The organism is Thauera sp. GDN1 (assembly GCF_029223545.1).
Classification (GTDB): Bacteria; Pseudomonadota; Gammaproteobacteria; order Burkholderiales; family Rhodocyclaceae; genus Thauera.
Genome location: NZ_CP097870.1, coordinates 1,645,316 through 1,668,556 on the forward strand (window position 1 = coordinate 1,645,316; position 23,241 = coordinate 1,668,556).

Sequence of the window (23,241 nt, forward strand, 5' to 3'; positions counted from 1 at the left end):
CAACTAACTCGCCTGAGCCGCCATGCGCTCTGTCATCAGCTCATGGATATCCCCGAAGTCTGCGGCACGCAGTTCTCCAGTTCCGTTCAACATGTCATCGGACAGGGAGCGCTTCCACGTCAGCAGCTCGTGCAGCTTTTCATCGAATGTCTTGAAGTTCGATGCGCTCACGATCGGGTAATGCACATGCACATCTCGTGTCTGCCCGATTCGGTAAGCGCGGTCCGTCGCCTGGTCTTCCTTGGCGGGGTTCCAGGTGCGGCTGAAGTGGATGACGTGGTTGGCGGCCTGGATATTGACGCCGAACCCGACGGCAAGTGGGGAGAGGACGATGACGCCGAATCCGGGTACTTCCTGGAAGCGGCGGATCCGCTTCTGACGGCTGTTCGCATCGCTCGCTGACGCTGACGTGTCGCCGTTCACGATGTCCGCGTGCACGTCCAAAAGTCTGCCGATGCAGCGTTGGATCATCCGCTGAAGGTCACGGAACTCGCAGAAAACGATGACCTTCTCCTGCTTGCCACGGATTTCGCGAAGCACATCGATCAGCCAGCGCATCTTCGGGTTGTGATCGAGGATTTGCTCGACCGGCGCGCGCTCGGCCTCTGCGACGTCGAAGGCGAAGGGATCGGAAATCACGCGGCGAAGAACCTGGATCATCTCGAGGTGCTTGCGGCCACCTTCGGCCTTCTTGAGCTCGGCCATCACGCGACCGTAATGGCGCAGTTGCATCTCGGAAATGCCGAGCTTGTGACACCGCTCGAGCTTCGCCGGCAGGTCCTTCGCAACCTCGGCCTTGGTTCGCCGTAGCAACTGCAGGGAGATCTTCGCGCGAAGCTCCTCGATCCGTTCCTTGTCGTCATCCGTCTCGGCTTCGATCGGTCTGCGATACAAGTGGCCGAACTCGGACAGCGAACCAAGGAATCCTGGCTGGATGAAGTCGAATAGGCACCAAAGGTCAGTGAGCGTGTTTTCAACCGGCGTGCCGGTGCATGCGATCTTGAACCGCACGTTCTGCTTCTTCGCCGCCCGGGTCACCATGGCGTTCGGATTCTTGATCTTCTGGGCTTCGTCGCAAACCATGATCGACCATCGCTCGGCTGCGAGCGAAAACTCGAGGTCGCGAAGCGTCTCGTACGTCGTCAGGACGATGCGGGCGTTGGCCCTCCAATCCCTTCGCAGCAAACGTGTCAGGCCGTTCTGTCGCAACTGCTCGTCGATGGCCGCCTGTGGCACGCGCAACTGAGCGAGTGTTTCGCCGTATAGGAGCGTGGCTGGCATGGACCCGGGTCGGAAGAACTTGTCGATCTCTTCGCGCCAGTTCTCCAGGAGTGCAACCGGGGCGACCACCAGCACAGGCTCAAGGTCGGGCTGGTCCTCCAGACAACGGGCGATGAAGGTCAGAAGCTGGATCGTCTTGCCCAAGCCCATGTCGTCGGCAAGGAGTGCCCCTCTGCATTGCGTGGGAGAGTGCCCCCAGAGATTCTGAAGCCATGCGACCCCCGCAAGTTGGTGGTCGCGAAGCGAAACCTCCGGACGTAGGCTGCTCGGCAACAAGGCTGAAGTCCCATCCGGGAGACGCAAGCGGTCCTTGCGCTTTTCCTCGTAATCGACTTGATTGATGTTCGATTTGAGCTTGAGGTGAATCCTCTTGGTCTTTTCGCCTGGCGCCGTGACAAAGGGCTTCCCTCGTGGGGCTCGCCGAATCTTTTCTGTCTCGCTGACGATCGCGCCGAGCAAGGCCTCTGCCTTCCGGATGGGCATTTCATAACCGGTTTCCGGAACCTTGACCGTCGGCGACAGCTTCTGCCGTGCGTTCGCGATTGCGCGTTCGAAATCGGCGATGCGCTCGGGCGTCATGGTTTGCGGCGTCCGCCCCGCGTTTTCTCCGTCAGCCGCTGACGTGGGCCAGACGATGGCGATCTCTAGGTTCTCGGGGAACCATCCTTCGTCTTCGTTCTTACGAGCGATGAAGGGTGACGCGTATTGCTCCTCGTCGCCAAACCCCTCGATCCGATCGGAGTACCGGCTGGCGTCGAGTACGTCGGCGGCTTCGATCTTTTCCGGTGCGAGCCATTCGTCGAGCGCCTTCTGCATTGCCTCCAGATGCAGGGCAGCATCGCCAAGCAGCTCGAGCTCATGCCCCCGCCAGCGCAGACATTGCGCTTCGCGCTTGAGCCGCTCGCGCAGACGGCTGACGAAGTCATCAAGCATCTTGGGCGTATCGAGTCGCTCGACAGCGCTTTCGGCGTTCTCGGCAGCGTCGCGGTCAATCTTCAAGTCGACGGCGACGATTTGACCGGCCTCATTCCGGATGATGAAGGGCTGGAAGGTCTCAATGCGGATCCCCGCCTTCTCACGTTCGCTCTCGAACGCCTCGGGGTCGATCACCCGTGAAGCATGAGGACCGAGTATCGCGAACGGATTCCGAACAAACGCCTCTGCGCGTTCACCCGCAACTCGCCGACCCGGCATCCGCTTGACCTCGGTGAGGACGGACCGCACCTCCGGTGTGATGAGCACTTGCGTGAGGCTGGACCCGTCCGGGATGTCGTAGTGATCGGGCACGCTACCCAAACGATCGAAGATTTCGAGCCAACGGGGTGGCGCATCCTCGAACGTCGGACTGACTTCGATCACGGGCGAATCACCAACCGTGACGCGGTTCAGCTGTATTGCCAGGTGCTCTGGCGTGAGGACAATGGTTTTCTTCAAGAAGTCCGAGAGCTCGGCGCCCGCTGCGACGGCAACGTGGCGTAGCTGCGACCAATGTTGCTGGTTGCTCTCATGGGTGCGTTCCGCGATTGGGCGGGCATGAAATCGGGCCAACTCCACGAGGACAGCCCAGGATTCCGGTGGCAGCAGTCCATCGATGCCGCCACTGCTGACGACAGGGCCGGTGAGTTGGGGTTGTGTGCTGAGGGGGGTGCCCTTCGGATTGCACCAACCGGACAGGGAAATCATGAAGCTTCGGTCGGCAAGGCTCCCTTTGCTCACTAGCTTGGGCCTTAGATCGACAAGGGGAGGGAGTCCAAGAAGGATGTCGGCGTGGCGATAATCCGGATCGGCAATAAGCCGGTAGGCCGCATCCCAGTCCAGAACCACCGCGTCGCCCTCGATGCGGGCAAAGCCGTCGTCACGAAGTTGGGAAAGGAGGGCAGCAAGTGCCGGATCCTCGGTGCTCGCTTCGGGCTGCTCGAGCCATGCTTGGACGGGCGTGCTGCTGGGCGCAAACCTCATGCCCTCGCGTGAGAACAGGGGCTTGACGAATAAGTAATCCTTGGCCATGAGATCTATTTTTTCCACCAACCGTTGCCGCCGGAATAAGTGAAGCCTTGCCCAAGCAGGAGGCGGTTGAGAGCCAGGTCTTTGGAGTCTGCCCTGACCCAAAGACATCCCCCTCTGGGCCGAAGATCTTCAATTTTCATTCCAAAGCTTTCGAGCCTCGACATCAGTGCGGCAAAAAATGGATCTTCCTCGGTGTCGTGCGCGGCCCCGGCAGCTGTGTCGCGTTGCGTACTCGGGCTTTTCTTTTTCGATTCCATCGGGCGACCCGCCAGGGATTCCGTTCTCCGAACGGTCGACTTGGGTGGGGGTGACCCTGGCCACCAGCCGATGCGGGGACAGATCACATTACAGAAGGTCTTTTCCCAGGGAAGCGGATAGTGACGCATCTGCTCACCGCCCATCGACTGGAGGCGATGAACAGCGAGCTGCACGCTGGCGCCCGGGGTCAGTGGCTCCCGCCACCGATCGGCGTGGATGAGGTAGGCGGCACGGCCTTTCTGGCCAAACTCGATCAGGTAGAACGGGCCGATACGCATGATGAATGCGTTGTTCGTATAGCTCGAGCCGGCGAACTTCAGAATGCGCTCACGTCCGATCCGCTGACGCAGCTTCAAATACTTGGGGTCGCGGCTGTCGTGTGCATACGAGCCCATTGCAAACCAGATGTCGCTGATGACGGGCACGAACTGCGGCCAGAAGCGCATGCGGGACAGGTCTGCGACGCCATCGTCGGCAAGGAGCTGAAAGAAGTCCTGGATGAGCCCGGTCTTGGTCCAGCCGTCGATCAGACGCAGGGCATCCTCATCTCCAACGTACGCGTCCCATGCGGTACGGTTCAACCACGGCTTGCCAAAACAATGCAGTGCCTGGTCGAGCAGCGCCTCGTGTTGAGGATGGTCGCTACATCTTGCGTACCGACGGAGCAGGCTTGCTGTTCCGGTCTTGCGCAGCTCATCGCCCAGGGGGACGCGCTTACCCTCGAGGGCATGCAGCGCGAGATCGAGCTCTTGTCGGAAAGCGATATCCGCTCGAATGTCAGCCACCGCCTGGACGTGTGCCAGGACGGCCTCCTTCCAGACCCAGGATGCGCTGGAAATGGCCAAGCCTTGTGCAAGCTCCTCCAGCTCATCCCATTTGCCTTGTCTCAGTCCCTCGGCGTAACGCCTGCACGGGTTGGGCTTTAGCAGGTTCTCGTGGGCTTTAAGGACAAGAATCCAGCTGGCAACGGGCTCGACGGTTAGGATCAGTCGAAGCTGCTTTCGAAGGTAGTTCTGTAAATGTTCCCAGTTTCGCTTCTCGACATCCGTGCTGCTGTCGTCGGCCGGGAAGTTGAGGTAACTGTTGAGAAGCCCCTGGTAGCACTTCCGGAACTTGCGCGGTTCCTTCGTGACGCCATGCACTTCGTCGATCAGGGCAGGGTAGAGCTTCTCGTCGCCAAGCAGCGTGCTCTCGTCCTTGCCCTGCCTGAGAGTGAGACCGTAGCAGGTGTATTTCAGATCACGGAACGACTCGAGTTCTCCCGTGCGTCGGAACGCCCACACTGATGCCGCGATCGACTTCTCCGAGACGCTTGCCTCAGCAGAGTCGAAGCGCTTCTTCACCTCTTTCAGCGCCTGGTGCATGACCTCCGGTGCGCCCCAGACCGGCGCCACGAAACTGTCGTGCAGCGCACCACGGAGGCTATTGCGAAGATCCAGAACCGGGTCTTTCAGTCCAGCGGGCATCGCGGGTTCTCGTCCAGCGGTTGTTCACGAGGCGTTGGGCGCAGCTCTTCCAGATCGAGAAACTCCAGCTTCATCTCGATTCGCCGGCTTTCCTCGAGCGTGTCCTTCAGAGCATTGAACGATGAGCCACCCACCAGGAAGAGCTCGCGAATCTTGATTCGATCGGTGTCGGAGAGCGGGGGCTCATCGTTCTCTGGCTTGCCGAGCAGAACGCAGAGCACGCGCTGGGATCGCTGCATGCTGAGGTTGAGGTTGTGCAGATAGGTGCCGCGCTGATCCGCGAATCCCTCCACCACGACGCGCTTGATCCACCTTTCACCCAGCGGGTCGCGAGCGACCTCGAGGACGCGCGGCACCAAGGCTCGCAACAGTTTGGCTTGTTCCGCCAGCAGGCGATGGCTGTTCGTGTCGAAGCGGGCTCGATCGCCGAAATCCACCGATCGTCCTCGAACCGTCACGCCCGGGAAATCCCTCACCACCTCCCTGATCCGTTCCATCAGGGCGTCGATGTCTGCCTCTCGTTGCGCTTTGGCACGCTCGGCCTCGGAGATCTCGTTCGTGATGGCCAGCAGGGCTACGGTCATGGCCACCAGAAACAGCACCATGAGCGCCGACATCAAGTCCGAGAAGGAGATCCAGAAGGGTTTCTCGCCTTCCTCCCGGTGCCTCTGCCGCGAGGCGGTGCGCATTCCGAGCATGGTGGCTTACCCCCGCGCCGGAACCATATCGAGCGTGTCGCTCAAGTCGTGAATCGCGCCGCTCAACAGGCCGACGGCCTTCCCGAGCTCCAAGTGGAAATCCTTATTCCCCTCGCGTAGGGTGCTCTTGACGGAATCAGCAAACGACCGGTGCGCCTCCTCGAGCACTGCGTTAACGCTTTCGAGGTAGTGCTCAGCCTGCTCCTGGACATTCGCGATCTTCTGGCTCGCGGCTTCCAGTCTGCTCACAAGTTCCGAGGTCATCCTCGCGTCGCGGCTGGCGTTTTCCACGGTTGCTCGAAGGTCATCGACCATGCTGGCAAACGCCTCCTGGGCCGCCTGGTGGCCGTCGAGCGCTTGATTGCTGAGCGCAACCACCGCCTGCAGCTTCTGTGCAGAATCCGACAACAGGCGTCCTGTTTCCCCGATGGTGCCTGCGGTCGCCGAAAAATCGTTGAGCGCGCCACTGAAGCGAGTCGAAGCCGCATTCAGCGTGTCCGCGCCACGGCTCATCTGAGTGATGTGCTCCTTGCTGCTCGTGGCCAGGTCTGCAATCGCGCCGCGCATTGCGGTGGTCGCAGCCTCGACACTCGACAGCAGGGTTTGGGTCTGCTCTGCCAGTCTGGATACGGCCGCCTGTGCTTCCTTCGCAAAGTTGGCACTCGCTTCCTGCTGTGCCTCAACCGCAGATGCGTTGCGAGCATCGAGCGAGCCGAGCAATTGACCCGTCTGGTCACCCAGCGCAGTCAACATGCCTTGCAGTTTGCTGGCCGTCTTGTCCTGGGAGTAGGTGACGGTCCGTTCCATGCCCTCCAGGAACTCACCCATGCGGGAAGCGAGCTGGGTGAGTTGCTCGCCCTGCTGCATGCGGTTCTGATCAGCATTCTCCTGGAGCTGCGTCACCACGGAATTCACGCTCTGGCCCAGCTCGGCGAGCATCGATTGCATCTTCGCCGCCGACTCGGACTGGGAGCTCTCCTGGCTGGCGCGCAGCTGCTCGACGAACTCGGCCATGCGGTCGTTCATGGCCTGCTGGCGAGCTTCCATGGCGGCCATCATCGCTTCCAGCCGCTGATGCATGGCCTCGGTTGCGCCTTGGCCCGCACTTTCGATACCGGAAGCCAACTGGTCGAACTTGCCCGCTGCGGCCTGGATCGCCGCTGAAGTCTGGACCAGTGCGTCGTTCATGCCGCGCATCTGGGCGCCGAACATGTCATCGATCTTGGCAGTGAAACTCGACAGCACGTCGGTGAGCAGGGAATTGATGGCCGTACCCTGGTCGCGGGCGACGGTATTCATCCCGGCGCTGAGCTGCTGCATCGGCTCCTTCAGGCTCTCGTTGATCGCGCCGACGACGGCGGTGGAAAGCTGCTGATTGTGCGAGCCGGCCGCCTGTATCTGCATCTCGGTCAGCTCGGTCAGGATCTGCTTGAGATCGGTGACCAACGAATCCTTCATCTGCGCGGATTGCGTTGCAGACTCTTCTGCTGCGCTAACCAGACGTGCCAGGTACTCCTCACCGGCGCCGGCATCGAAGAGGCTGTCCACGCCCTGACAGATACCCTCCACCTGCCGGTAGCACAGCGTGACGATGGACTTCTCCAGCCAGGTCGTCAGCATTGCCAGCGCGATTGCACTACCGGACAGAATGAAGGCTTGGCCAACGCTCTGGACCAGCGTCGCCAGGCTCGATCGAACGACGTTGGGGTTCTCGCTGATCTGGAAATCCATCAGACCGAAGATCAGCCCTGAGAACGTGCCGATGATCCCGATGCCGGTGAGAATGCCGGGCAGGTGCTTGTAGAACTCCGTCTTCAGTGGTGTTTCGACAAGGGCCTGTTCGGTAAAGAACACATCCGCAAGCGAGGTCGACCGCCAGCGCACCACCTGTTCCTGCCCGTATTCGTCGACCTGCTTCTGCGGATGGAGCGTCTCCCTGAATTCGGCCCAGCAATGCTGCAATCGAGGGGTCCGCATCGCATCCGCTGCGATTTTGTCGAGATCGGTGATTGTCTCGCTGTTTGCCGGGCGGAGCCTCTTCAAGGCTCTTGCTGCGCCCCTCAGTCGCAACCACAGGAGCAACCCGGGGAGCAGAAACCGCAACACGAAAACAAGGCCGCAAAGGGCCAGAATCACGATGAAGGCATCGTGCAGATACGTCTTCAGCAACTCGAGCATGGAGCGTCCAATCGGGCTTGTTGTTGTTGGCGGATTCTTTGCGATTACTCATCTCGCGTGATCCACTGCATAGTATGCATCAAAATGATGCTCACCCTCGGGCGACGCTGGTACCATCCATGACAAAGTTCTCACCCGAAGGCGATCCGATGCCGCTTGTCTTGTCACATTCCCAACGCGAACGCCTCGCCTATCTTGAGCTGAAGGCGTTCTTCATCGGTGAACTGCGCCGAGGCGACCTCGAGGCGCGGTTCTCGATCAAGCCTGCGGCGGCAACGCGCGACCTGAATGCCTACCGCGAACGTGCGCCTCACAATCTCGCGTACGACCGCTACGTCAAGGCTTATGTCCCGACCTCGCACTTCTGTCCCGTCTTCCCGTTCTCTGCAGAACGCGTGCTTTCCTGGCTGCTCTATGGCTTCGGTGACGGGCAGGGGCCGACCGTGTCGCGCACGATTCCGTGCGAAGGGGCAGGGGAGCTTGTGCAGCCGGATTTCGGCCAGCTCGGTGAGATCACGCGTGCCATCCACACCGGCCGCGCGTTGCAGATTCACTACCTGTCGCTCAGCTCCGGCGCCGCGAAGCGGGTCATCGTTCCCGTTGCTCTCGCTGATAACGGCCTGCGCTGGCATGTCCGCGCGTACGACCGCCAGCGCAAGCGTTTCTCGGATTTCGTGCTGACGCGCATTACCAAGGTGAGGCCGCTCGACGAGGCTGCCGAGGCACACGAACGCATCGAAGCCGATGAGCAATGGAACCGGCGTATCGATCTGCGCCTCGTGCCGCACCCCGGTTTGAAGCATCCCGAGGCGGTCATCGCCGACTACGGGATGCGCGACGGATCTCTCACCCTCAACGTCTCGGCGGCGCTCGCCGGATATGCACTGCAGCGTTGGGCGGTCGACTGTTCGTCGGCTCACAAACTCGACTGTGCGCGGCACCATCTGCGGCTTGCGGACCCTGCTGTCCTGGCTGGCGTCGAGAGTGCGGTGATGGCACCCGGTTTCGGATCCTGAGCAAGTCGGCGTACCGGACGAAAACGTACACATCCACGGCCAGACGCAAGAAGAACAAGGAATGCGATGGAACTCATCGACAACATAAGTCGCCTGTTCGAGGACGATCTGACACAGACCCCGAGGCCGGGGCGAAACTCAAGGTTGCGGACTCGTGCTTCTCCATGCACACCTACGAGGCGCTCAAGGCGGGGTCTTTGCCGATTGAGTAGCTCAACTTCGTCTTCACATCGTGCTCCTTCAGCGCCAACGGAGTCACTGGTCGGTTACCGAGTGACCGACGATTTTCGGCCCCTGTTCGAGCACTCCGTGGAGCGGGCGCTTTCCGCCCTTGCCAAGGGCCTTGGGGACGGGCAGGGAGGAGCCCCGAGCTGTCTGGTTCCCTGCGAGTATCCCGCCCCGATGAACCGGCCCGCCATCGAGGTCCTGGCAGCGGTTACACGAGCGATCAGCGGACAGCGCGTCCTCTCGATTTCCGACGTGTCGTCGACGAGCGGGGCGACCGAGCGGGAGATCGTGCCTCTCGCGCTCACCGACAACGGCCTGTGCTGGCACGTTCGGGCCTTCGACCGCAGATCCCCCTCGATCCGGGACTTCGTGCTGACTCGCGTCCGCTCCGTTCGCTTCCTCCCGGATGCTCCGCTGCCTGAGGAGAGTTTCGCCAACGATCTCCAGTGGTCTCGCGAGGTGGAGATGGAGCTCGTTCCGCATCCCGCACTTCCGTGCCCGGAACTTGCCGCTCTGGACTATCCGATGACGGACGGGGTTCGGCGAATTCGAGCCAAGGCCGCGCTGGCGGGCTACGTCCTGAGAAGATTGAGCGTCGACTGCTCCGAGGCCCATTCCCTGCGCGGAACCGGGTATCGCAGATGGCTGCGGAATCGCGCGGCGCTGGAGCGCGCGGACAGTGCGTCCATCGCCCCGGGCTATCTTCCGAAGGATGCTGGCCGTGGATAGCCCCATGAGGAAGCTCAACCCGCTCCTTCGTCTCGCGGCCATCTCGGGCGTTGAGACGGCGATCAAGCTGCACATTCGGCGGGGCGACGATCTCGACGGGCGGGACGGGTCAGGCGCGACGCCTCTGATCCTGGCGGCCGGCAGGCGGAGAAGGGGAGCGGTCAGGTTGCTCCTGGACGCCGGGGCAAACCCGACGTTGGCCGACCAGAGCGGAATGGACGCGCTGGCTCACGCCGTCAAAGGCGGGTGCCCCGAGACCATCGCTGTTCTGACCGAGGCCATGGCGCGTCTCGCCGCGCCCGAACCTTCGAACGAACCTGTCGATGAGATCGCCGAGCTGACCGTAGATGAGGTCGAGGGCGTGCGGGACGTCGAGCCGGAGCCCACGCATCAGACGGTCGAAACGCTCGGTACCGAAGCCCCGTCCGTATCGGAAGACACTATTGAGGTCGTTTCGCCGGTCGACGATGAGCAGCCGCCTAAGCTGATCGTGGAATCACCCCCCGTTCCGTTCGAAATTTCGGGCGCCACGACCACCGAAGTCGTGTCCGCGAACGAACCGGCCATCCTCGCGCTGGACGACGAGCCGCTGAACGACCTCTTCGCCGACGACTGGGAGGCGGAAGAGGAGATTTCGGCCCCTGAGGGCGACGAGACTGTCGCGGAGGCGGCTAGACAGGTTCACGAGGCCATCGGGCGCCACAAAGTCGTGGACAGCGATGAGGACTGGGGAGACGTCGATCTTCACCTGCCTGTCAGAGCCGCTCCGCTCGCTCGCGACGAGGGCGGCGGGGCCGTCAGAGACCTTCTTCTCGTCGCGCTGCGCGAGGGAATGGTCTCGGAGGGCCAGCTGATCGAAGTCTGCTCGAACGCCGACGGCAGTCGCAACGAGGAGGCTGAGAGGCTTCTCGCCCTCGTGGCAGGAGAGCTCGGGGCGACTGTTGTCGAATGGACGGGCTCGGACGAACCCTTCCTGTCGGAACCCTCCATGGAGGAGGAGCGCCTTCTGACGGAGGCCGCCGAATTCGCCGAGGAGCTCGCCTCGGGGCGCAACGACCCGTTCAGGTTCTACGCGAAGGATATTCGCGGAGATCTTCTCGAGGCCGAGGAGGAAATCGCCCTAGGAAGAGAGATGGAGGAGGCTGGTCGAGCGGCGCTTTCCGCTCTCGCCTCATGGCCCGAGGGCCTGTCCGCCGTGTTCGACGCCGCCGCTCGTGTCGCGGCAGGAGAGGCCGAAGCCGAGTCCTTCAGCGCGGGACCAGAGCCGTCGTCTGACGAGGAACCGTTCTCGCGCTCGCTCGGAACGGGTGACGACGAGGATGACGAATCCGAACTCGACAAGGAGGCCGCCTTCTTTGTGAACGCCGTCGCCGCCGTGGAAGCTGCCCGAGGCGACGCTCGCAGGGCCACTGAGGCCTTGGATGAGGCTAGGCTGACGCGCGGCTTCCTAATGGAACTGGCCGACAAGGCCGGCGCAGACCAGGCAGGGTGCGACTTCGTCGAGGCTCTCGATCGTCAGGCGAAGGCGCGGGAGCGCATGATTCTCTGCAACCTCCGGCTCGCTCTGTCCATCGCCAAGAAACATCTCTGGTCGGGCATTCCTTTCGACGATCTCGTTCAGGAGGCCAATATCGGTTTGATGAAGGCTGTCGAGCGCTACGATTGGCGCAGGGGTTTCCGGTTCTCCACCTACGCGACCTGGTGGATTCGGCAGCGGGTCTTAAGATCGATCGCTGATACGGGCCGAGTAGTCAGGGCCCCGACCCACATTCAGGATACGGCGCGAAAGGTCCTGCGTGAGCGGGAGTTGGCAGAGGCCCGTTTAGGTCGTCCAGAGTTGGAGTCTGAGACCGCGCGACGCATCGGCATGCCCCTTGCCAAGACCCGGATGCTTCTCGCCATGTTCGAGGACGTGGCCTCCTTGGACGAAGTCGACCCTGACTCGGGCCTGTCGAGAGCGGACGGTCTCCTCGGCGAAAAGATTTGGGACCCAGCCGAGGTCGCCGAGATAGCGTCGCTGCGTAGGACCCTCCTCGGAATGCTGGCGGACCTAGACGAGCGCAGTCGGGAGGTCATTTTTTTGCGCTTCGGTCTCACGGACGACGATGCGATGACTCTCGAGGAGGTCGGGCAGCATTTCGGAGTGACGCGCGAGCGTATTCGCCAGATCGAATCCAAGGCGATGCGCAGACTATCTAATCGGGACAGGCGAGAGATCCTGTGGCACTTCATGGGCGAAAGGTATGCGCCCACGTCGCGGTCCTTGCAGGCCGAGAAGGGGAGCAACAAAGCAGTCACATCATATTTGGCTGACGATTCTTCCACGTCTTGCGGGCAGTCGCCGGTCGCTCGTGAGTATCTGATTTGCCGTGAAACATCTGCTGACGAGGAGCCCGGGCCGAAACTCGATGCCAGGGCGTTCGTGGAAGTAACGCCCGTCCGGAGCTTGAATGGGGCGCTCTCTCAAGTAGCTGAGCCAAATTCGAAGATACTGATCTCCCATGACGATCCGGCTTCGATACTCGCAGATGAGGCGCGGGCGCTCGGTCTCCAGGTTGACGACCGCCGAGCGCATGGCGGCGAGTTGAGGATCGTTTCCCCGTACCGTGCTCCTGCCAAGGTCAGAGGCTTTGGGCGCAAGTTGCTCGCCTCCGGTTTTCGCAAGCTTCAGGGGGACGTGTTCGCAAAATGACAAATAGAACGAGACATGCTCCACCAAAGGCCGGGGCGATGATGGAGGCTCTAAGGGGCCTAGGCTATTCGACAGCTGCAGCCTTGGCTGACGTCGTGGACAATTCGATATCGGCTGGGGCCTCCCAGGCACGTCTGCGCTTCGTGTGGAGCGGGTCTGAAAGCCGAATCTCGATTCTGGACGACGGGCGCGGCATGAGCGATCCGGAACTGGAAGCGGCCATGACGCTAGGGACGATCAACCCGCTGGACGAGAGGTCTCCGACCGACCTTGGGCGTTTCGGTCTCGGTCTGAAGACGGCGTCCTTCTCGCAGTGTCGCAGCCTCACCGTTGCGTCGAAGCGAGAGGGACAGGAGATCGTCTGCCTGCGCTGGGATCTCGACGCCATAGCCTCGGACCCGGAGGGCGGATGGCGCATGTTCGAGGGGCCTGCCGAGGGTTCCGAGCGCTTCCTGGAGCCTCTCTCGGCCCTGCGCTCGGGGACCCTCGTCCTCTGGGAGCGCATGGATCGCGTGGTCACTGCCGGTTCGAACTTCGACCACTTCGCCGAGCTCGCCATTGACGTCGAGTCGCGGCTCGCGATGGTTTTCCATCGTCTCATCGAGGGGCACAGGTCCGACTTCCGGCTTTTCGTTAACGACAGGGCTGTGGCTCCTTGGGACCCCTTCATGACCGGGCATCCGGCCAAGCCGTGGGAGTCCCCCGTCGCCCGTATTTCGACTCCTTCCGGTACCGTAGAGGCGCAGTGCCACGTGCTTCCCCACAAGGACAAGCTTTCCGAAGACGACTTTTCGAAGGCCGGCGGTCCCGAGGGCTGGACGTCCCAGCAGGGCTTCTACGTCTACCGAAACAGGCGCCTGCTGCTGGCAGGAGGATGGCTCGGACTCGGTAGGGGAAGGGCCTGGAATCGCGAGGAGTCGCATCGACTGGCGCGGATCAGGGTGGATATCCCGAACTCCGCCGACGCCGACTGGAAGATCGACGTGAGGAAGTCCACAGCTAGGCCGCCCGTCTTCGTTCGCTCCTGGCTGACGGGGCTGGCCGAGAACACCCGTGAGAAGGCGCGAAAGGTCTTCGCGTTTAGAGGATCGCCTACGCCGGGTCCCGGCGGCGTGCCGATCGAGCAGGCCTGGCGGGTCGAGCATCTGCGCAGCGGCGTCCGCTATCGCATAGACGAGGGACATCCCGCCGTCACCGCCGTCATCGACGCCTGCGGCGATCGAAAGGACCTCGTGAAGGCGATGCTTCGAGTGGTCGAGGAGACTGTGCCGATCCAGCGCATCTGGCTCGACACCGCCGAGAACAAGGACACCCCCAGAACGGGCTTCTCCGGCGAGCCGGAAACGGCTCCGGACGGCGTCAGGACGGTTCTTCTGACCCTGTTCAGGGACATGGTCGGGCGGCGCGGCATGACGCCGGAGGCGGCTGTTCGCGCGCTGTCCTCAACGGAGCCATTTCAGAACTATCCCAAACTCGTCGCCGCGCTTCCCGAGGCGACGAAGTCCGACGAAGGAAATGCAGGGTGACGGAAGAGCAGAGCAAGGTGTTTCAGGGTCTCGTCAGCATCGTCCAGACGACGCTCGCGGCGGACATGGAGAAGGGCGCGGTAACCCCGACCCTCATCGCAGAAAAGGTCGACTTCGTCGCCGACAACCTCTATCCGGGCAAGGACGTCGACAGGAAGGAGGCCGTCGCCGAGCTCATCCGCCGGTTCAGCCTCTGGATCGGCGGAGCTACGACGCTCTCCGACAAGACCGGCCACAAGGACTGGCTCAAAGCCTCCCGTCGCAAGGACTGGCGTTACTGGCAGCGCTACCGCGACTTCCTCGAAAGCAAGATGTCGGTCAAGGCGGTGGACGCGCTGGACGAGGCGACGAACAAGATTCTCGAACTGCTCGAAGACCCTCTGCGAGAGGGCGCCTGGGATCGTCGCGGACTCGTCGTCGGTCACGTCCAGTCGGGCAAGACAGGCAACTACACGGGCCTGATCTGCAAGGCGGCCGACGCGGGCTACAAAATCATCATCGTCCTCGCCGGCCTGCACAACAATCTGCGCTCGCAGACCCAGATTCGCCTCGAAGAAGGATTCCTGGGCTACGAGACGTCGGCGAAGAACGACGTGGTGCGCTACATCGGCGTCGGCGAGAACGCCCGGGACGCCGAGATTCGACCCAATTGCGCGACGAATCGCTCGGACAACGGGGACTTCAACACAAAGGTCGCGAAGCACCTAGCCATCTCGCCGGAGCAGCGGCCGTGGCTCTTCGTCGTCAAGAAGAACAAGACGGTGCTCGAACGTCTGCTCAAATGGATTCGCAACCACGTTGCTGACGCCAAGGACTCCGATGGACGGCCTCTCGTCTCGGGCTTCCCGCTGCTCCTGATCGACGACGAGGCCGACCACGCCTCGGTGGATACCGGGGATCAGATCGTGAACAAGGACGGCACCGTGGACGACGAGTATCAGCCGAAGGCCATCAACAGTCGCATCCGGAAGATCCTCCACTCGTTCGCCCGCAAGGCGTACGTCGGCTACACCGCCACGCCGTTCGCGAACGTCTTCATAGACCGCCGCAAGGCGACGAAGGAGGAGGGGCCCGACCTTTTCCCCCAGTCCTTCATCGTCAATATCTCGGCCCCCTCTAACTACGTCGGCCCCGCCCGCGTCTTCGGCCTTCGCTCGACCGAGGGCAGGGTCGGCGGACTACCTCTGACCCGGGAGATGAACGACCAGACTGACGCCACGGGCGAGGAGGGCTGGATGCCTCCGAGGCACAACAAGGCCCACGTGCCCCTGTTCGAGGGACGAGACGAGGTTCCGCCGTCGCTCAGGGAGGCGATTTCGGCCTTCGTGCTCTCCTGCGCGGTGCGCATTCTCAGGGGGCAGGGTTCGAGGCATTGCTCGATGCTGATTCACGTGACGCGCTACACCGCCGTACAGGAGGAGGTTCGCAGGCAGGTGGACAACCTCGTGAAGAGCTTCCGCGTGCGTCTGCGGGGATTCGGCGCGGTCGAGAGGGACGCGCTGCTGGCCGAGTGGCGCGAGCTCTGGGAGGACGACTTCGTGCCCACCTCGACCGCCGTGGCGATGGCCATGGACGAGTCGGCTGGCGAGTTCGATCTTCCCGACTGGGAGGACGTCGAGGCGGTCCTTCCCGAGGTGCTCGAGGATCTGGCGAACGGCGTGAGGGCCATCAACGGCTCGGCAGGCGACGTGCTGGACTACGCCGAGCGGGAGGAGACCGGCCTGAAGGTCATCGCCGTCGGCGGCGACAAGCTTGCCCGGGGCCTCACGCTCGAAGGCCTCTGCGTCAGCTACTTCGTCCGCTCCACCAAGATGTACGACACCCTGATGCAGATGGGCCGTTGGTTCGGCTATCGCCCAGGCTATCTCGACCTCTGCCGTCTCTACACGACCCCGGACCTCGTCGAGTGGTTCGGCCACATCGCGGACGCGGCCGAGGAGCTTCGCCAGGAGTTCGACACCATGGCGAAGATCCACGCGACGCCCGAGACATACGGCATGAAGGTGCAGTCGCATCCCGTTCTGATGGTCACGTCGCCCATCAAGATGCGCAGCGCGAAGACCCTGCAAGTCTCGTTCAGCGGATCGGTGCTCGAGACCGTCGCCTTCCATCGTGACCCGTCGATCGTCGAGCGCAATCTCGCGGCGACCGAGAGGCTGCTCGGGGCTGCCGGCGCGCCGTCCGAGAGCGGCGTCATCGTCCGCAAGCGCGGCTCGGGAACTCAGGAGTGGAAGGGATTCTTATGGGAGGACGTGCCCGCCGAGCACGTCACGGACTTCTTCTCGACCTATCTGACGCATCCTGCGGCCCGCAGAGTGAACAGCGCGGTGCTGGCCGACTTCGTGAAGGCGATGGCAGCAAAGGGCGAACTCTCCTCGTGGACCGTCGCGGTGATCGGAGGGAACGAAAGCGCCGATGGAGGCCCATTCGAACTCTGCGGCAAGTACGCCCTTGAGCACATGATCACCCGCAAACCGAACGCTAACACTGAGCATTACTCCATCGGGCGGCTGCTGTCGCCCAGAGACGAGGCGATCGATATGGACGAGGAGTCCTGGCTCGCCGCCATGCGACTCACCCTCGAGGATAGGGCGAAGGACCCCGGGCGGGGAACGGAAGAGACCGGGAAGGAGCCGCCCAAATACCCCGGAGGGGTCTGGGTGCGTCAGGTGCGCGGGCTGGGAGCCGAGGGTGTTCCCGCTCATCCCCAGCGCGGTCTTCTGCTCCTGTATCCCATCGACCCGAAAGGCGCGGAACTGCCCGAAGGCGTTCCGCCCGTAGTCGGCTTCGGGGTCAGCTTCCCCGCGAGTCGCTCGACGACGACCGTGAAATACGAGGTGGATCACCTTCTCTGGGAGACCGAGTATGCCCAGGCCGATTGACGAGTTCGTCGCCGCTTGGGAGGCCCTCTCCGGAAGCGGAGCGGAGGCGGGTTGGCGCGGTATCCCCGTGGCCCGCGCGGGGGCTTGCGAACTAGTGGCGGCCAGGCGCTTTCCGGGGAACGAGGAGGCGCTGCTCGCTCGTTTCCCGACGGCTCGTCCGAGCTCGTCGGACCATCTTCCCGAGGGCAAGGGGTTCGAGGTCGTTCGGGCGGACCCGTTCGGCGACGGCATGACCTGGATAGCCCTGTCCCGCAAGGAGTCGGGCAGTCCCGAGATCTTCGCGGAGATGGTGGGCGACGTCGCGGGAGCCATGGATGCCGCCGCTCCCGAGGGAGAAGTCTCCGTTCTCAAAACCATGCTGCGCAGAGTGCGCATGTGGCAGCAGTTCATGTCGCGCGGAACGGGGCCTCTCAGCCCCGAGGCGGAGCTTGGGCTGGCAGGAGAACTCTTCTTCATGGCGCTACTTCTCGACGCTGGGGTCTCGCATGAGAACGTCCTGAGCGGCTGGGTCGGTCCGGACGACGCCCCTCAGGACTTCCTCCTCGGGGACGGGGCGATCGAGGTGAAGGCGACGATGTCCTCGTCGGGCTTCCCGGTGAAGATCGGCTCGCTGGAGCAGTTGGACGACGCCGTCGCGTCTCCCTTGTTTCTCGCCGCCGTCAGATTCGCGGCGGGCGAGGGCGGAGCGACGCTTCCCGAGATGGTCGCCGAGGTCGAGCGTCGTCTCGAAGGCGAACCTGGGGCGGCCGACCTCCTGCGGGAGCGACTCATGGTCGCGGGCTACTCCGATGACCACGCCGGCCAGTATTCCCGAAGATTCGAGCCGAAGGATAGGCGAGTGCTCTCGGTGTCCGAGGGCTTTCCGCGCCTCACGCCGGGAGTCGTCCCGGCCGGTGTGACTCGCGCCGTCTACGAAATCAATCTGGACCACGCAGGAGACTTCCTGCACGACTTCGACGAGGTCCTCTTTCAACTTGGAGCAATCGAATGACCCTCGACGACTTTCTCGCTGAGACGCGGGCAGAGATAGCGGCCCAGATGAGCGAGGGTTCTCCCTTCGCCGAACTGGTTTTCTGCGAGGTGGTCATGCAGCACCTTGTGGACGCGGGCATGACCTTCGAACCCGTCGTCTGCCATTTTCAGGGAAAGGTCGGGAACGCGAACCTGCGACTCAGCGGCTACGCCATGTCCGATGATGCAGACCAACTCGACCTCTTCGTCAGTCTCTACGATGGCGTCGAGACCTTGACGCCCATTCAGGATCAAGAGTCGAAGACGGCGGCCCAGCAGTGCGTGCGCTTCCTTGAACTCTGCGCGGCCGGGCGGCTCGCGGACAAGCTGGACCCGTCCAGCGACGCCCACTCCCTCGCGCTCACCATCCAGGAGATATACGACGGCCTCGAGCAGGTTCGGGTTTTCGTCCTTACGGACGGGGTAGCCAAGTCGAAGAGTTTCAAGGCCCGGGACGTCGGCGGCAAGTCGGTCCGTCTCGAGGTCATGGACATCGAGCGCCTCTTCCGCCACCGTTCGGAGGGCAAGCCGCGAGACGAACTCGTCGTCGACTTCAGCGAGGTTTCAGGGTCGCCGCTGCCGTGCGTCTTCGTCCCCGGCGAGACGGGCGATTACGACTACGCACTGACCGCCGTACCCGGCGACGCCTTGCGCTACGTATACGAGAAGTTCGGCCCCCGGTTGCTGGAGGCCAACGTACGCTCTTTCCTGAGCGTCAAGAAGGGACACGTTAACGCCGGCATCCAGAGCACGCTGCGCGGCGCGCCCGAGCGATTCATGGCCTTCAACAACGGCATTGTTCTGGTAGCCGACGAGATGAAGCTCGCCCGGGCCGAGGACGGCTCTCCCGGCATCGTCTGGCTTCGCGGGATGCAGATCGTAAACGGGGGGCAGACCACGGCGTCCATCTACTTCGCGAAGAAGAAGTATCCGGAGACCGACCTGAGCAAGGTCCGCGTACCCGCGAAAATCATCGTAATGAAGGAGGAGGACCTGGCGAAAGAGGAGGCTCTCGTCTCCGACATCTCGCGCTACGCGAACTCCCAGACTGCAGTGAAGCAGTCCGACCTTTCGGCGAACAAGCCCTTCCACGTGGAGGTTGAGCGGCTGTCCCTGACTGTCTACTGCCCAGACGGGGTCGGCCGCTGGTTCTATGAGCGGGCGGCGGGAAGTTACAACACCCTTCTGTTGCGCGAGGGAACGACTCCGACTCGCCTGAAGGCGCTGAAGGAGTCCGTGCCGGCTTCGCGCAAGATAACCAAGACGGAGTTGGCGAAATACATGATGGCTTGGGAAGTCCGACCGGATGTCGTTAGCCTCGGGACGCAGAAATGCTTTGACCACTTTATGACGGGACTCGGCGGGGCAGAGGCGGCTGGTAACCCGCTCGTGCCGGACCCGACTTACTTCAAGGAGCTCGTCGCTAAGGCTCTTGTCTTCAAGGCTGTCCACAAGACTGCTCGTCCGCTGGTCTCCGCGTTCCTGGCAAACGTGGCCGCCTACACGGTCGCCGTCGTCGCGCGCTCCTACCGAGACGCGTTCGATCTCGAGAAGGTCTGGCGCAACCAGGGCGTCTCGTACCAGTTCCTCGAGCAGGTCGAAATATGGGCGAGGGAGGTGAACGAGCGTTTGCACGAGACAGCCAACGGCAAGATGATCTCCGAGTGGGCCAAGCGCCCCGAGTGCAGGGAGGCGATGTTCGCGCGGCCGTTCTCGCCTCCGTCCATGGACGTTCCCGAGGTTCGTCGGGGCTGATCCGATGACCGACGTCGTTGACGCGGCGACGAGAAGCCGAATGATGGGCGGCATTGGCGGGCGAAACACAAAGCCGGAGTTAATCGTTCGCAAGGCGCTCTTTGCGGCGGGCTTCAGATTTCGCCTGCACCGGAAGGATCTCCCGGGACGTCCCGACGTAGTGCTACCGGGGCGTCGAGTCGCTGTGTTTGTGCACGGCTGCTTTTGGCATGCCCATCCGGGATGTCGTTACGCCACGACGCCTGCTACGCGTCGAGCGTTCTGGGAGGCCAAGCTCGCAGCCAACATCGAGCGAGATCGGCGTGCACGAGACGCCCTTCTGTCTGCCGGCTGGAGGGTGCTGGTCGTCTGGGAGTGCGCGACGCGTTCGGCCGCCTGCCAGAATGCTCTTCCTGAGCTTTTTGCGAGCTGGATCGAAGGTTCAGAACTCATCGGAGAGTTCGGTTCCTGTTCCATACGTCCATGAACATCCAGACGACCCGAGCGATCTTGCGGGCCAGGAGCGGGGGGACCGCATTACCGACCTGCGTGTATTGCTCGGTTCGGTTTCCAGCGAAGAAGTAGTTGTCCTGGAAGGTCTGAAGCCGGGCTGCCTCGCGAACCGTCAGACTTCTGCACTGCGACGGATCTGGATGGATGAAGTAGTGCCCGTCCTTGGCTATGTGCGCGACGACCGTGGATGACCAGCTTCCTTCCAACTGAACCCGGAACCGGTCAGCAAATGGGACGTTATACGACATGACGTTGTCGTGTTTCGGAAGCAGGGGCGTGGGGAAGTCGGCGATCTTTGGTGAAAGGCCCTTGGCTCTCCCGTAGGCCGCAGCGAAGAGGTAGCGGTGAAGGTCCGAGCGCATGTGGGAGCGCGTTTCGTGCTGAATTACTCCGCCAAGACGTTCATCCAGATACCAGTTTCTCAGTCTGGCCCGCATCTCGTTGTTCGTCGTGTCGTGAGGTATGAATGGCCCGCCAGTCGATTTCCGAAGCCGGGCATCCGAGACAGCCCTTTGCATCTCGTCCATGACCGGCTTCAAGGCCTCGGACTGATACCAGCGGAGTTCCTCAGCCGTTCCCATCAGGGCGGACAGCCACTGCTCGTGTCCGTCCGGCTCCTTCGACAGTTTGCTTCTCAACGGCGGCAGTCCGGATAGTGCCTCTCGGACGGTTACCTTCAGATTCTCGCTGCCCAGGACGAACATCTCGGGGGACGAGGACAGTTCCGGTACCGATCGTGCGACGTCCGAGCGAATTCCGAACAGGATGACTCTGTGTCTTCCCTGAGGAATGCCGAAACACTCCGCCTCGATGACGAAGTCCTGAGGGGCGAGCTCCGCTGCAACGCCGGGCTTCACCAGAGAGCGGATCTGATACTCGAGCCCATCGCCGGGCGAGGAGAGGTCAGCCACGATCCTGCTGAAGATCGGCGAGCCACCGTGCTGCGAGGAGAGCATCCCCTTCACATTCTCCATGATGAACACTGCCGGCTTGTGCTTCCGAATGATTCGCAAATATTCCCGGTAGAGGAAGTGCTTTTCGTCGCTCTCGAACTTCTCCTGAGACTCCCGCGCCCTGCGGGAACGACCGGCGATGGAGTACGCCTGGCACGGGGGGCCGCCTATCAGGACCCAGTTGTCTGCTCCGCCAAGAGCTGTCTGGATCTGGCGGTCGAGATCTTCCGGGTCGTCCTTTCCGAGTTCGAAGTTGCGCGCCTCCTCCAAGGCTTCTCCTCCCGCCTCGGCCGCGTCGGGATGAGAGAAGAGCTCATCGCGTGAGAGTTCCCCGCGAATATGGTCGTAGTAGCAGTCGGGCGCCTGACCTCGGGAAAACTTGCGATAGAGGGCCCGGAGCGAGAGCGTTTTATGAGTCGTCACATCCTTCTCAGCCGAGACCTTCAGGGCGAAGGGAGGAATGCGATCCTGGTCCAAGAGCGATGAAAAACCCTCGCCCAGGCCGCCAGGACCTGCGAAAAGGTCGATTACGGGGATGGGTCTGCGCTGGGCCATGCGTTATCGGTCGTCGGACTTCTGTCGTCAAAAAAGAAAAAGGCGCGACTCGCGCGCCAGTGTATGCAATGGGAATTTCTGGGGCCAAAGCGTACCGCGCCGAGATTCTACCCTTCGTAAGAGGCCTTCGATACCCGGAGGTAAGTTGTTTGTCTTAAAGATGGCTGCAAGCTCGAGCGTACCCGGGCTGATCTCGCTGACGTCGCCCATGGAGCGGGAGCCACGGGTTGCGCAGGGCCACATGATGATGTCCTCCTCGTGTGACCCGGCTCAACGCCAGCCGAGCCAACTTGGGCGGATCGGCAGGGGTTCGCTCGACGGCTGGCGCACGGGCGCGGTGGTCTGCGCCAGGGAGAAGGGATTGGGGACGAACTTGCCGAGCGCCTCGCGCTGGCTGGGGGTCAGGCGCCGGTCGCCCGTGGATTGCGTGCTGATCATGGTGATGCTCCTCGCCCCCTGTTGAGCCGGCGTGACCGGCCTCGCGGGGGCGAAGAGGCGGTGACGCTTTAGCCGGTATTTGTCATCCGCCCCGGCAAGTTGTCGTTAATGCCGGCGGTTGGGCGCTGGGCGCCCGTGAGGTGCTGCAAAAAGCAAAAGACCCATTGGCCATGCAGGCTCAGCGGGTCTTGTGTGGCCGCTTTAGCTGCATTTATTACGCGCCCGCAAGCTGTGTTCTCAAATCGGCGCGATGGATGGATTAAAGCGGACGCGGACGCGGGCTGTCAACCCAGGGGTGAATCAGCCAGGGGTGAATCAGCCAGGGGCGGATCAGCCGGACCGAGTCCTTCGTCTTGGTGCTGATGGCCCATCAAAGTACAACCACGCCCACGGCCCGCTGAACTCAGCAGGGGTGGCGTCGAAACCTGGAAGGACTACCCTGCGGGTTTTCTGAGCACGAGCACATCACCACGCTGAGTGAACTCGAGGTGCTTGAGCACGCTCATGCCGAGCAGCACATCATCATCGCGCATCCCGGGGTTCAGGTGCGCTGGCGCCCCCGCGAAGCGAAATGGCCCGATATCCAGGGCGTCGATTCTGGTTGCGCGAACCGTCAACGTTCCGTTGGCCGTCGAGACCGTCGACGGGGCGCCTGGGCGCAGGCCGAGGGCTTGGGCCAGGTGCGCCGGCACGGAGGTGTGCGTCGCGCCCGTATCGAGCAGGAAGCGCACAGGTTGACCATTGATGAGCCCGGGCGAGAAGTAATGTCCGCTGCGATTGCGGCGGAGCACCCACTCGTCGACGCCGGGCGCGACGGTCAGCGCGTGGTTGGGGTCCTCGCGCTTCGTGATCGCGCCATCGAACGTCACCCAGCCGAATCCGAGGAAAGCCAGGGTCGCCAGGAAGCCCATGCGCCGTCCGAGTCTGCGGGTGGCTTGATAAGGAGTGCTCATCGTTTTTTGGCAGGGGTGCTCGAGTGTCGTTCACTTAGCTTCGTGCGTAGGGGAGGTCAGAGGGTTCCGCTCCTCGATCCGGACGACAGGATATCAAGCGTCCGTCGGTCCGTTCTCGTAGTT

The 23,241-nt window shown here is 62.5% G+C and carries 14 protein-coding genes and 1 riboswitch; of the genes, 7 read left to right on the plus strand and 7 right to left on the minus strand.

The window, feature by feature from the left end; translation table 11 throughout:
• Positions 1-3: 3 nt before the first annotated feature.
• Genes CKCBHOJB_RS07560 through zorA form a run of 4 tightly spaced genes read right to left on the minus strand, consistent with a single transcriptional unit; the run spans position 4 to position 7,888 of the window.
• Positions 4-3,288: a DEAD/DEAH box helicase gene (locus CKCBHOJB_RS07560; protein ID WP_281051362.1), complete on the minus strand. Its 3,285-nt coding sequence runs from the start codon at positions 3,286-3,288 to the stop codon at positions 4-6.
• A 5-nt stretch (positions 3,289-3,293) separates the two neighbouring features.
• Positions 3,294-5,012 carry an EH signature domain-containing protein gene (locus CKCBHOJB_RS07565; RefSeq protein ID WP_281051363.1) on the minus strand — a complete coding sequence of 573 codons (1,719 nt, stop codon included), beginning with the start codon at positions 5,010-5,012 and terminating at the stop codon, positions 3,294-3,296.
• Complete coding sequence (locus CKCBHOJB_RS07570; RefSeq protein ID WP_281051364.1) at positions 4,997-5,710, minus strand: flagellar motor protein MotB; 714 nt, start codon at positions 5,708-5,710, stop codon at positions 4,997-4,999. Before CKCBHOJB_RS07570 ends, CKCBHOJB_RS07565 begins: the two co-directional genes overlap by 16 nt.
• A 6-nt stretch (positions 5,711-5,716) precedes the next feature.
• Complete coding sequence (gene zorA, locus CKCBHOJB_RS07575) at positions 5,717-7,888, minus strand: anti-phage ZorAB system protein ZorA (RefSeq protein ID WP_281051365.1); 2,172 nt, start codon at positions 7,886-7,888, stop codon at positions 5,717-5,719.
• A 119-nt stretch (positions 7,889-8,007) separates the two neighbouring features.
• On the opposite strand from zorA, the gene CKCBHOJB_RS07580 reads away from it, so the two are divergent.
• The 7 genes from CKCBHOJB_RS07580 to CKCBHOJB_RS07610 all read left to right on the plus strand — a co-directional run bounded on the left by CKCBHOJB_RS07580 (position 8,008) and on the right by CKCBHOJB_RS07610 (position 19,727).
• A complete protein-coding gene (locus tag CKCBHOJB_RS07580; RefSeq protein ID WP_281051366.1) occupies positions 8,008-8,904 on the plus strand; it encodes a WYL domain-containing protein in 897 nt (298 codons plus the stop codon).
• 273 nt (positions 8,905-9,177) lie between these two features.
• A complete protein-coding gene (locus tag CKCBHOJB_RS07585) occupies positions 9,178-9,861 on the plus strand; it encodes a WYL domain-containing protein (protein ID WP_281051367.1) in 684 nt (227 codons plus the stop codon).
• A gap of 4 nt (positions 9,862-9,865) precedes the next feature.
• A complete protein-coding gene (locus CKCBHOJB_RS07590; protein ID WP_281051368.1) occupies positions 9,866-12,553 on the plus strand; it encodes a sigma-70 family RNA polymerase sigma factor in 2,688 nt (895 codons plus the stop codon).
• Positions 12,554-12,636: 83 nt separating this feature from the next.
• Positions 12,637-14,079 carry an ATP-binding protein gene (locus CKCBHOJB_RS07595; protein ID WP_281051369.1) on the plus strand — a complete coding sequence of 481 codons (1,443 nt, stop codon included), beginning with the start codon at positions 12,637-12,639 and terminating at the stop codon, positions 14,077-14,079.
• On the plus strand, positions 14,076-16,961 hold the full coding sequence (locus CKCBHOJB_RS07600) for a Z1 domain-containing protein (RefSeq protein ID WP_281051370.1): 2,886 nt from the start codon (positions 14,076-14,078) through the stop codon (positions 16,959-16,961). Before CKCBHOJB_RS07595 ends, CKCBHOJB_RS07600 begins: the two co-directional genes overlap by 4 nt.
• Positions 16,945-17,952: a PD-(D/E)XK motif protein gene (locus CKCBHOJB_RS07605; protein WP_281051371.1), complete on the plus strand. Its 1,008-nt coding sequence runs from the start codon at positions 16,945-16,947 to the stop codon at positions 17,950-17,952. The genes CKCBHOJB_RS07600 and CKCBHOJB_RS07605 overlap by 17 nt, the downstream gene beginning before the upstream one ends.
• Positions 17,949-19,727 (plus strand): AIPR family protein, encoded by a 1,779-nt coding sequence (locus CKCBHOJB_RS07610; RefSeq protein WP_281051372.1) that lies wholly within the window; start codon positions 17,949-17,951, stop codon positions 19,725-19,727. The genes CKCBHOJB_RS07605 and CKCBHOJB_RS07610 overlap by 4 nt, the downstream gene beginning before the upstream one ends.
• A 428-nt stretch (positions 19,728-20,155) precedes the next feature.
• Here the strand turns inward: CKCBHOJB_RS07610 and CKCBHOJB_RS07615 are convergent, their stop codons facing one another.
• The 3 genes from CKCBHOJB_RS07615 to CKCBHOJB_RS07625 all read right to left on the minus strand — a co-directional run bounded on the left by CKCBHOJB_RS07615 (position 20,156) and on the right by CKCBHOJB_RS07625 (position 23,076).
• Entirely contained in the window at positions 20,156-21,727 is a 1,572-nt protein-coding gene (locus CKCBHOJB_RS07615) for a DNA cytosine methyltransferase (RefSeq protein ID WP_281051373.1), read from the minus strand.
• A 270-nt stretch (positions 21,728-21,997) separates the two neighbouring features.
• Positions 21,998-22,165: a hypothetical protein gene (locus CKCBHOJB_RS07620; RefSeq protein WP_281051374.1), complete on the minus strand. Its 168-nt coding sequence runs from the start codon at positions 22,163-22,165 to the stop codon at positions 21,998-22,000.
• A gap of 180 nt (positions 22,166-22,345) precedes the next feature.
• Positions 22,346-22,424, minus strand: a riboswitch (SAM riboswitch).
• Between the two features lie 175 nt (positions 22,425-22,599).
• Positions 22,600-23,076, minus strand: a complete 477-nt coding sequence (locus tag CKCBHOJB_RS07625) for a TIGR02281 family clan AA aspartic protease (protein ID WP_281051375.1) — start codon at positions 23,074-23,076, stop codon at positions 22,600-22,602.
• Positions 23,077-23,241: the final 165 nt, after the last annotated feature.

Bases quoted from the DNA above. Each gene is read 5' to 3' on its own strand.
- CKCBHOJB_RS07615 (WP_281051373.1), bottom strand. From the start codon at position 21,727: ATGGCCCAGCGCAGACCCATCCCCGTAATCGACCTTTTCGCAGGTCCT.
- CKCBHOJB_RS07580 (WP_281051366.1), top strand. From the start codon at position 8,008: ATGACAAAGTTCTCACCCGAAGGCGATCCGATGCCGCTTGTCTTGTCA.
- CKCBHOJB_RS07610 (WP_281051372.1), top strand. From the start codon at position 17,949: ATGACCCTCGACGACTTTCTCGCTGAGACGCGGGCAGAGATAGCGGCC.
- CKCBHOJB_RS07565 (WP_281051363.1), bottom strand. From the start codon at position 5,012: ATGCCCGCTGGACTGAAAGACCCGGTTCTGGATCTTCGCAATAGCCTC.
- CKCBHOJB_RS07570 (WP_281051364.1), bottom strand. From the start codon at position 5,710: ATGCTCGGAATGCGCACCGCCTCGCGGCAGAGGCACCGGGAGGAAGGC.
- zorA (WP_281051365.1), bottom strand. From the start codon at position 7,888: ATGCTCGAGTTGCTGAAGACGTATCTGCACGATGCCTTCATCGTGATT.
- CKCBHOJB_RS07625 (WP_281051375.1), bottom strand. From the start codon at position 23,076: ATGGGCTTCCTGGCGACCCTGGCTTTCCTCGGATTCGGCTGGGTGACG.
- CKCBHOJB_RS07605 (WP_281051371.1), top strand. From the start codon at position 16,945: ATGCCCAGGCCGATTGACGAGTTCGTCGCCGCTTGGGAGGCCCTCTCC.
- CKCBHOJB_RS07560 (WP_281051362.1), bottom strand. From the start codon at position 3,288: ATGGCCAAGGATTACTTATTCGTCAAGCCCCTGTTCTCACGCGAGGGC.
- CKCBHOJB_RS07620 (WP_281051374.1), bottom strand. From the start codon at position 22,165: ATGATCAGCACGCAATCCACGGGCGACCGGCGCCTGACCCCCAGCCAG.
- CKCBHOJB_RS07590 (WP_281051368.1), top strand. From the start codon at position 9,866: ATGAGGAAGCTCAACCCGCTCCTTCGTCTCGCGGCCATCTCGGGCGTT.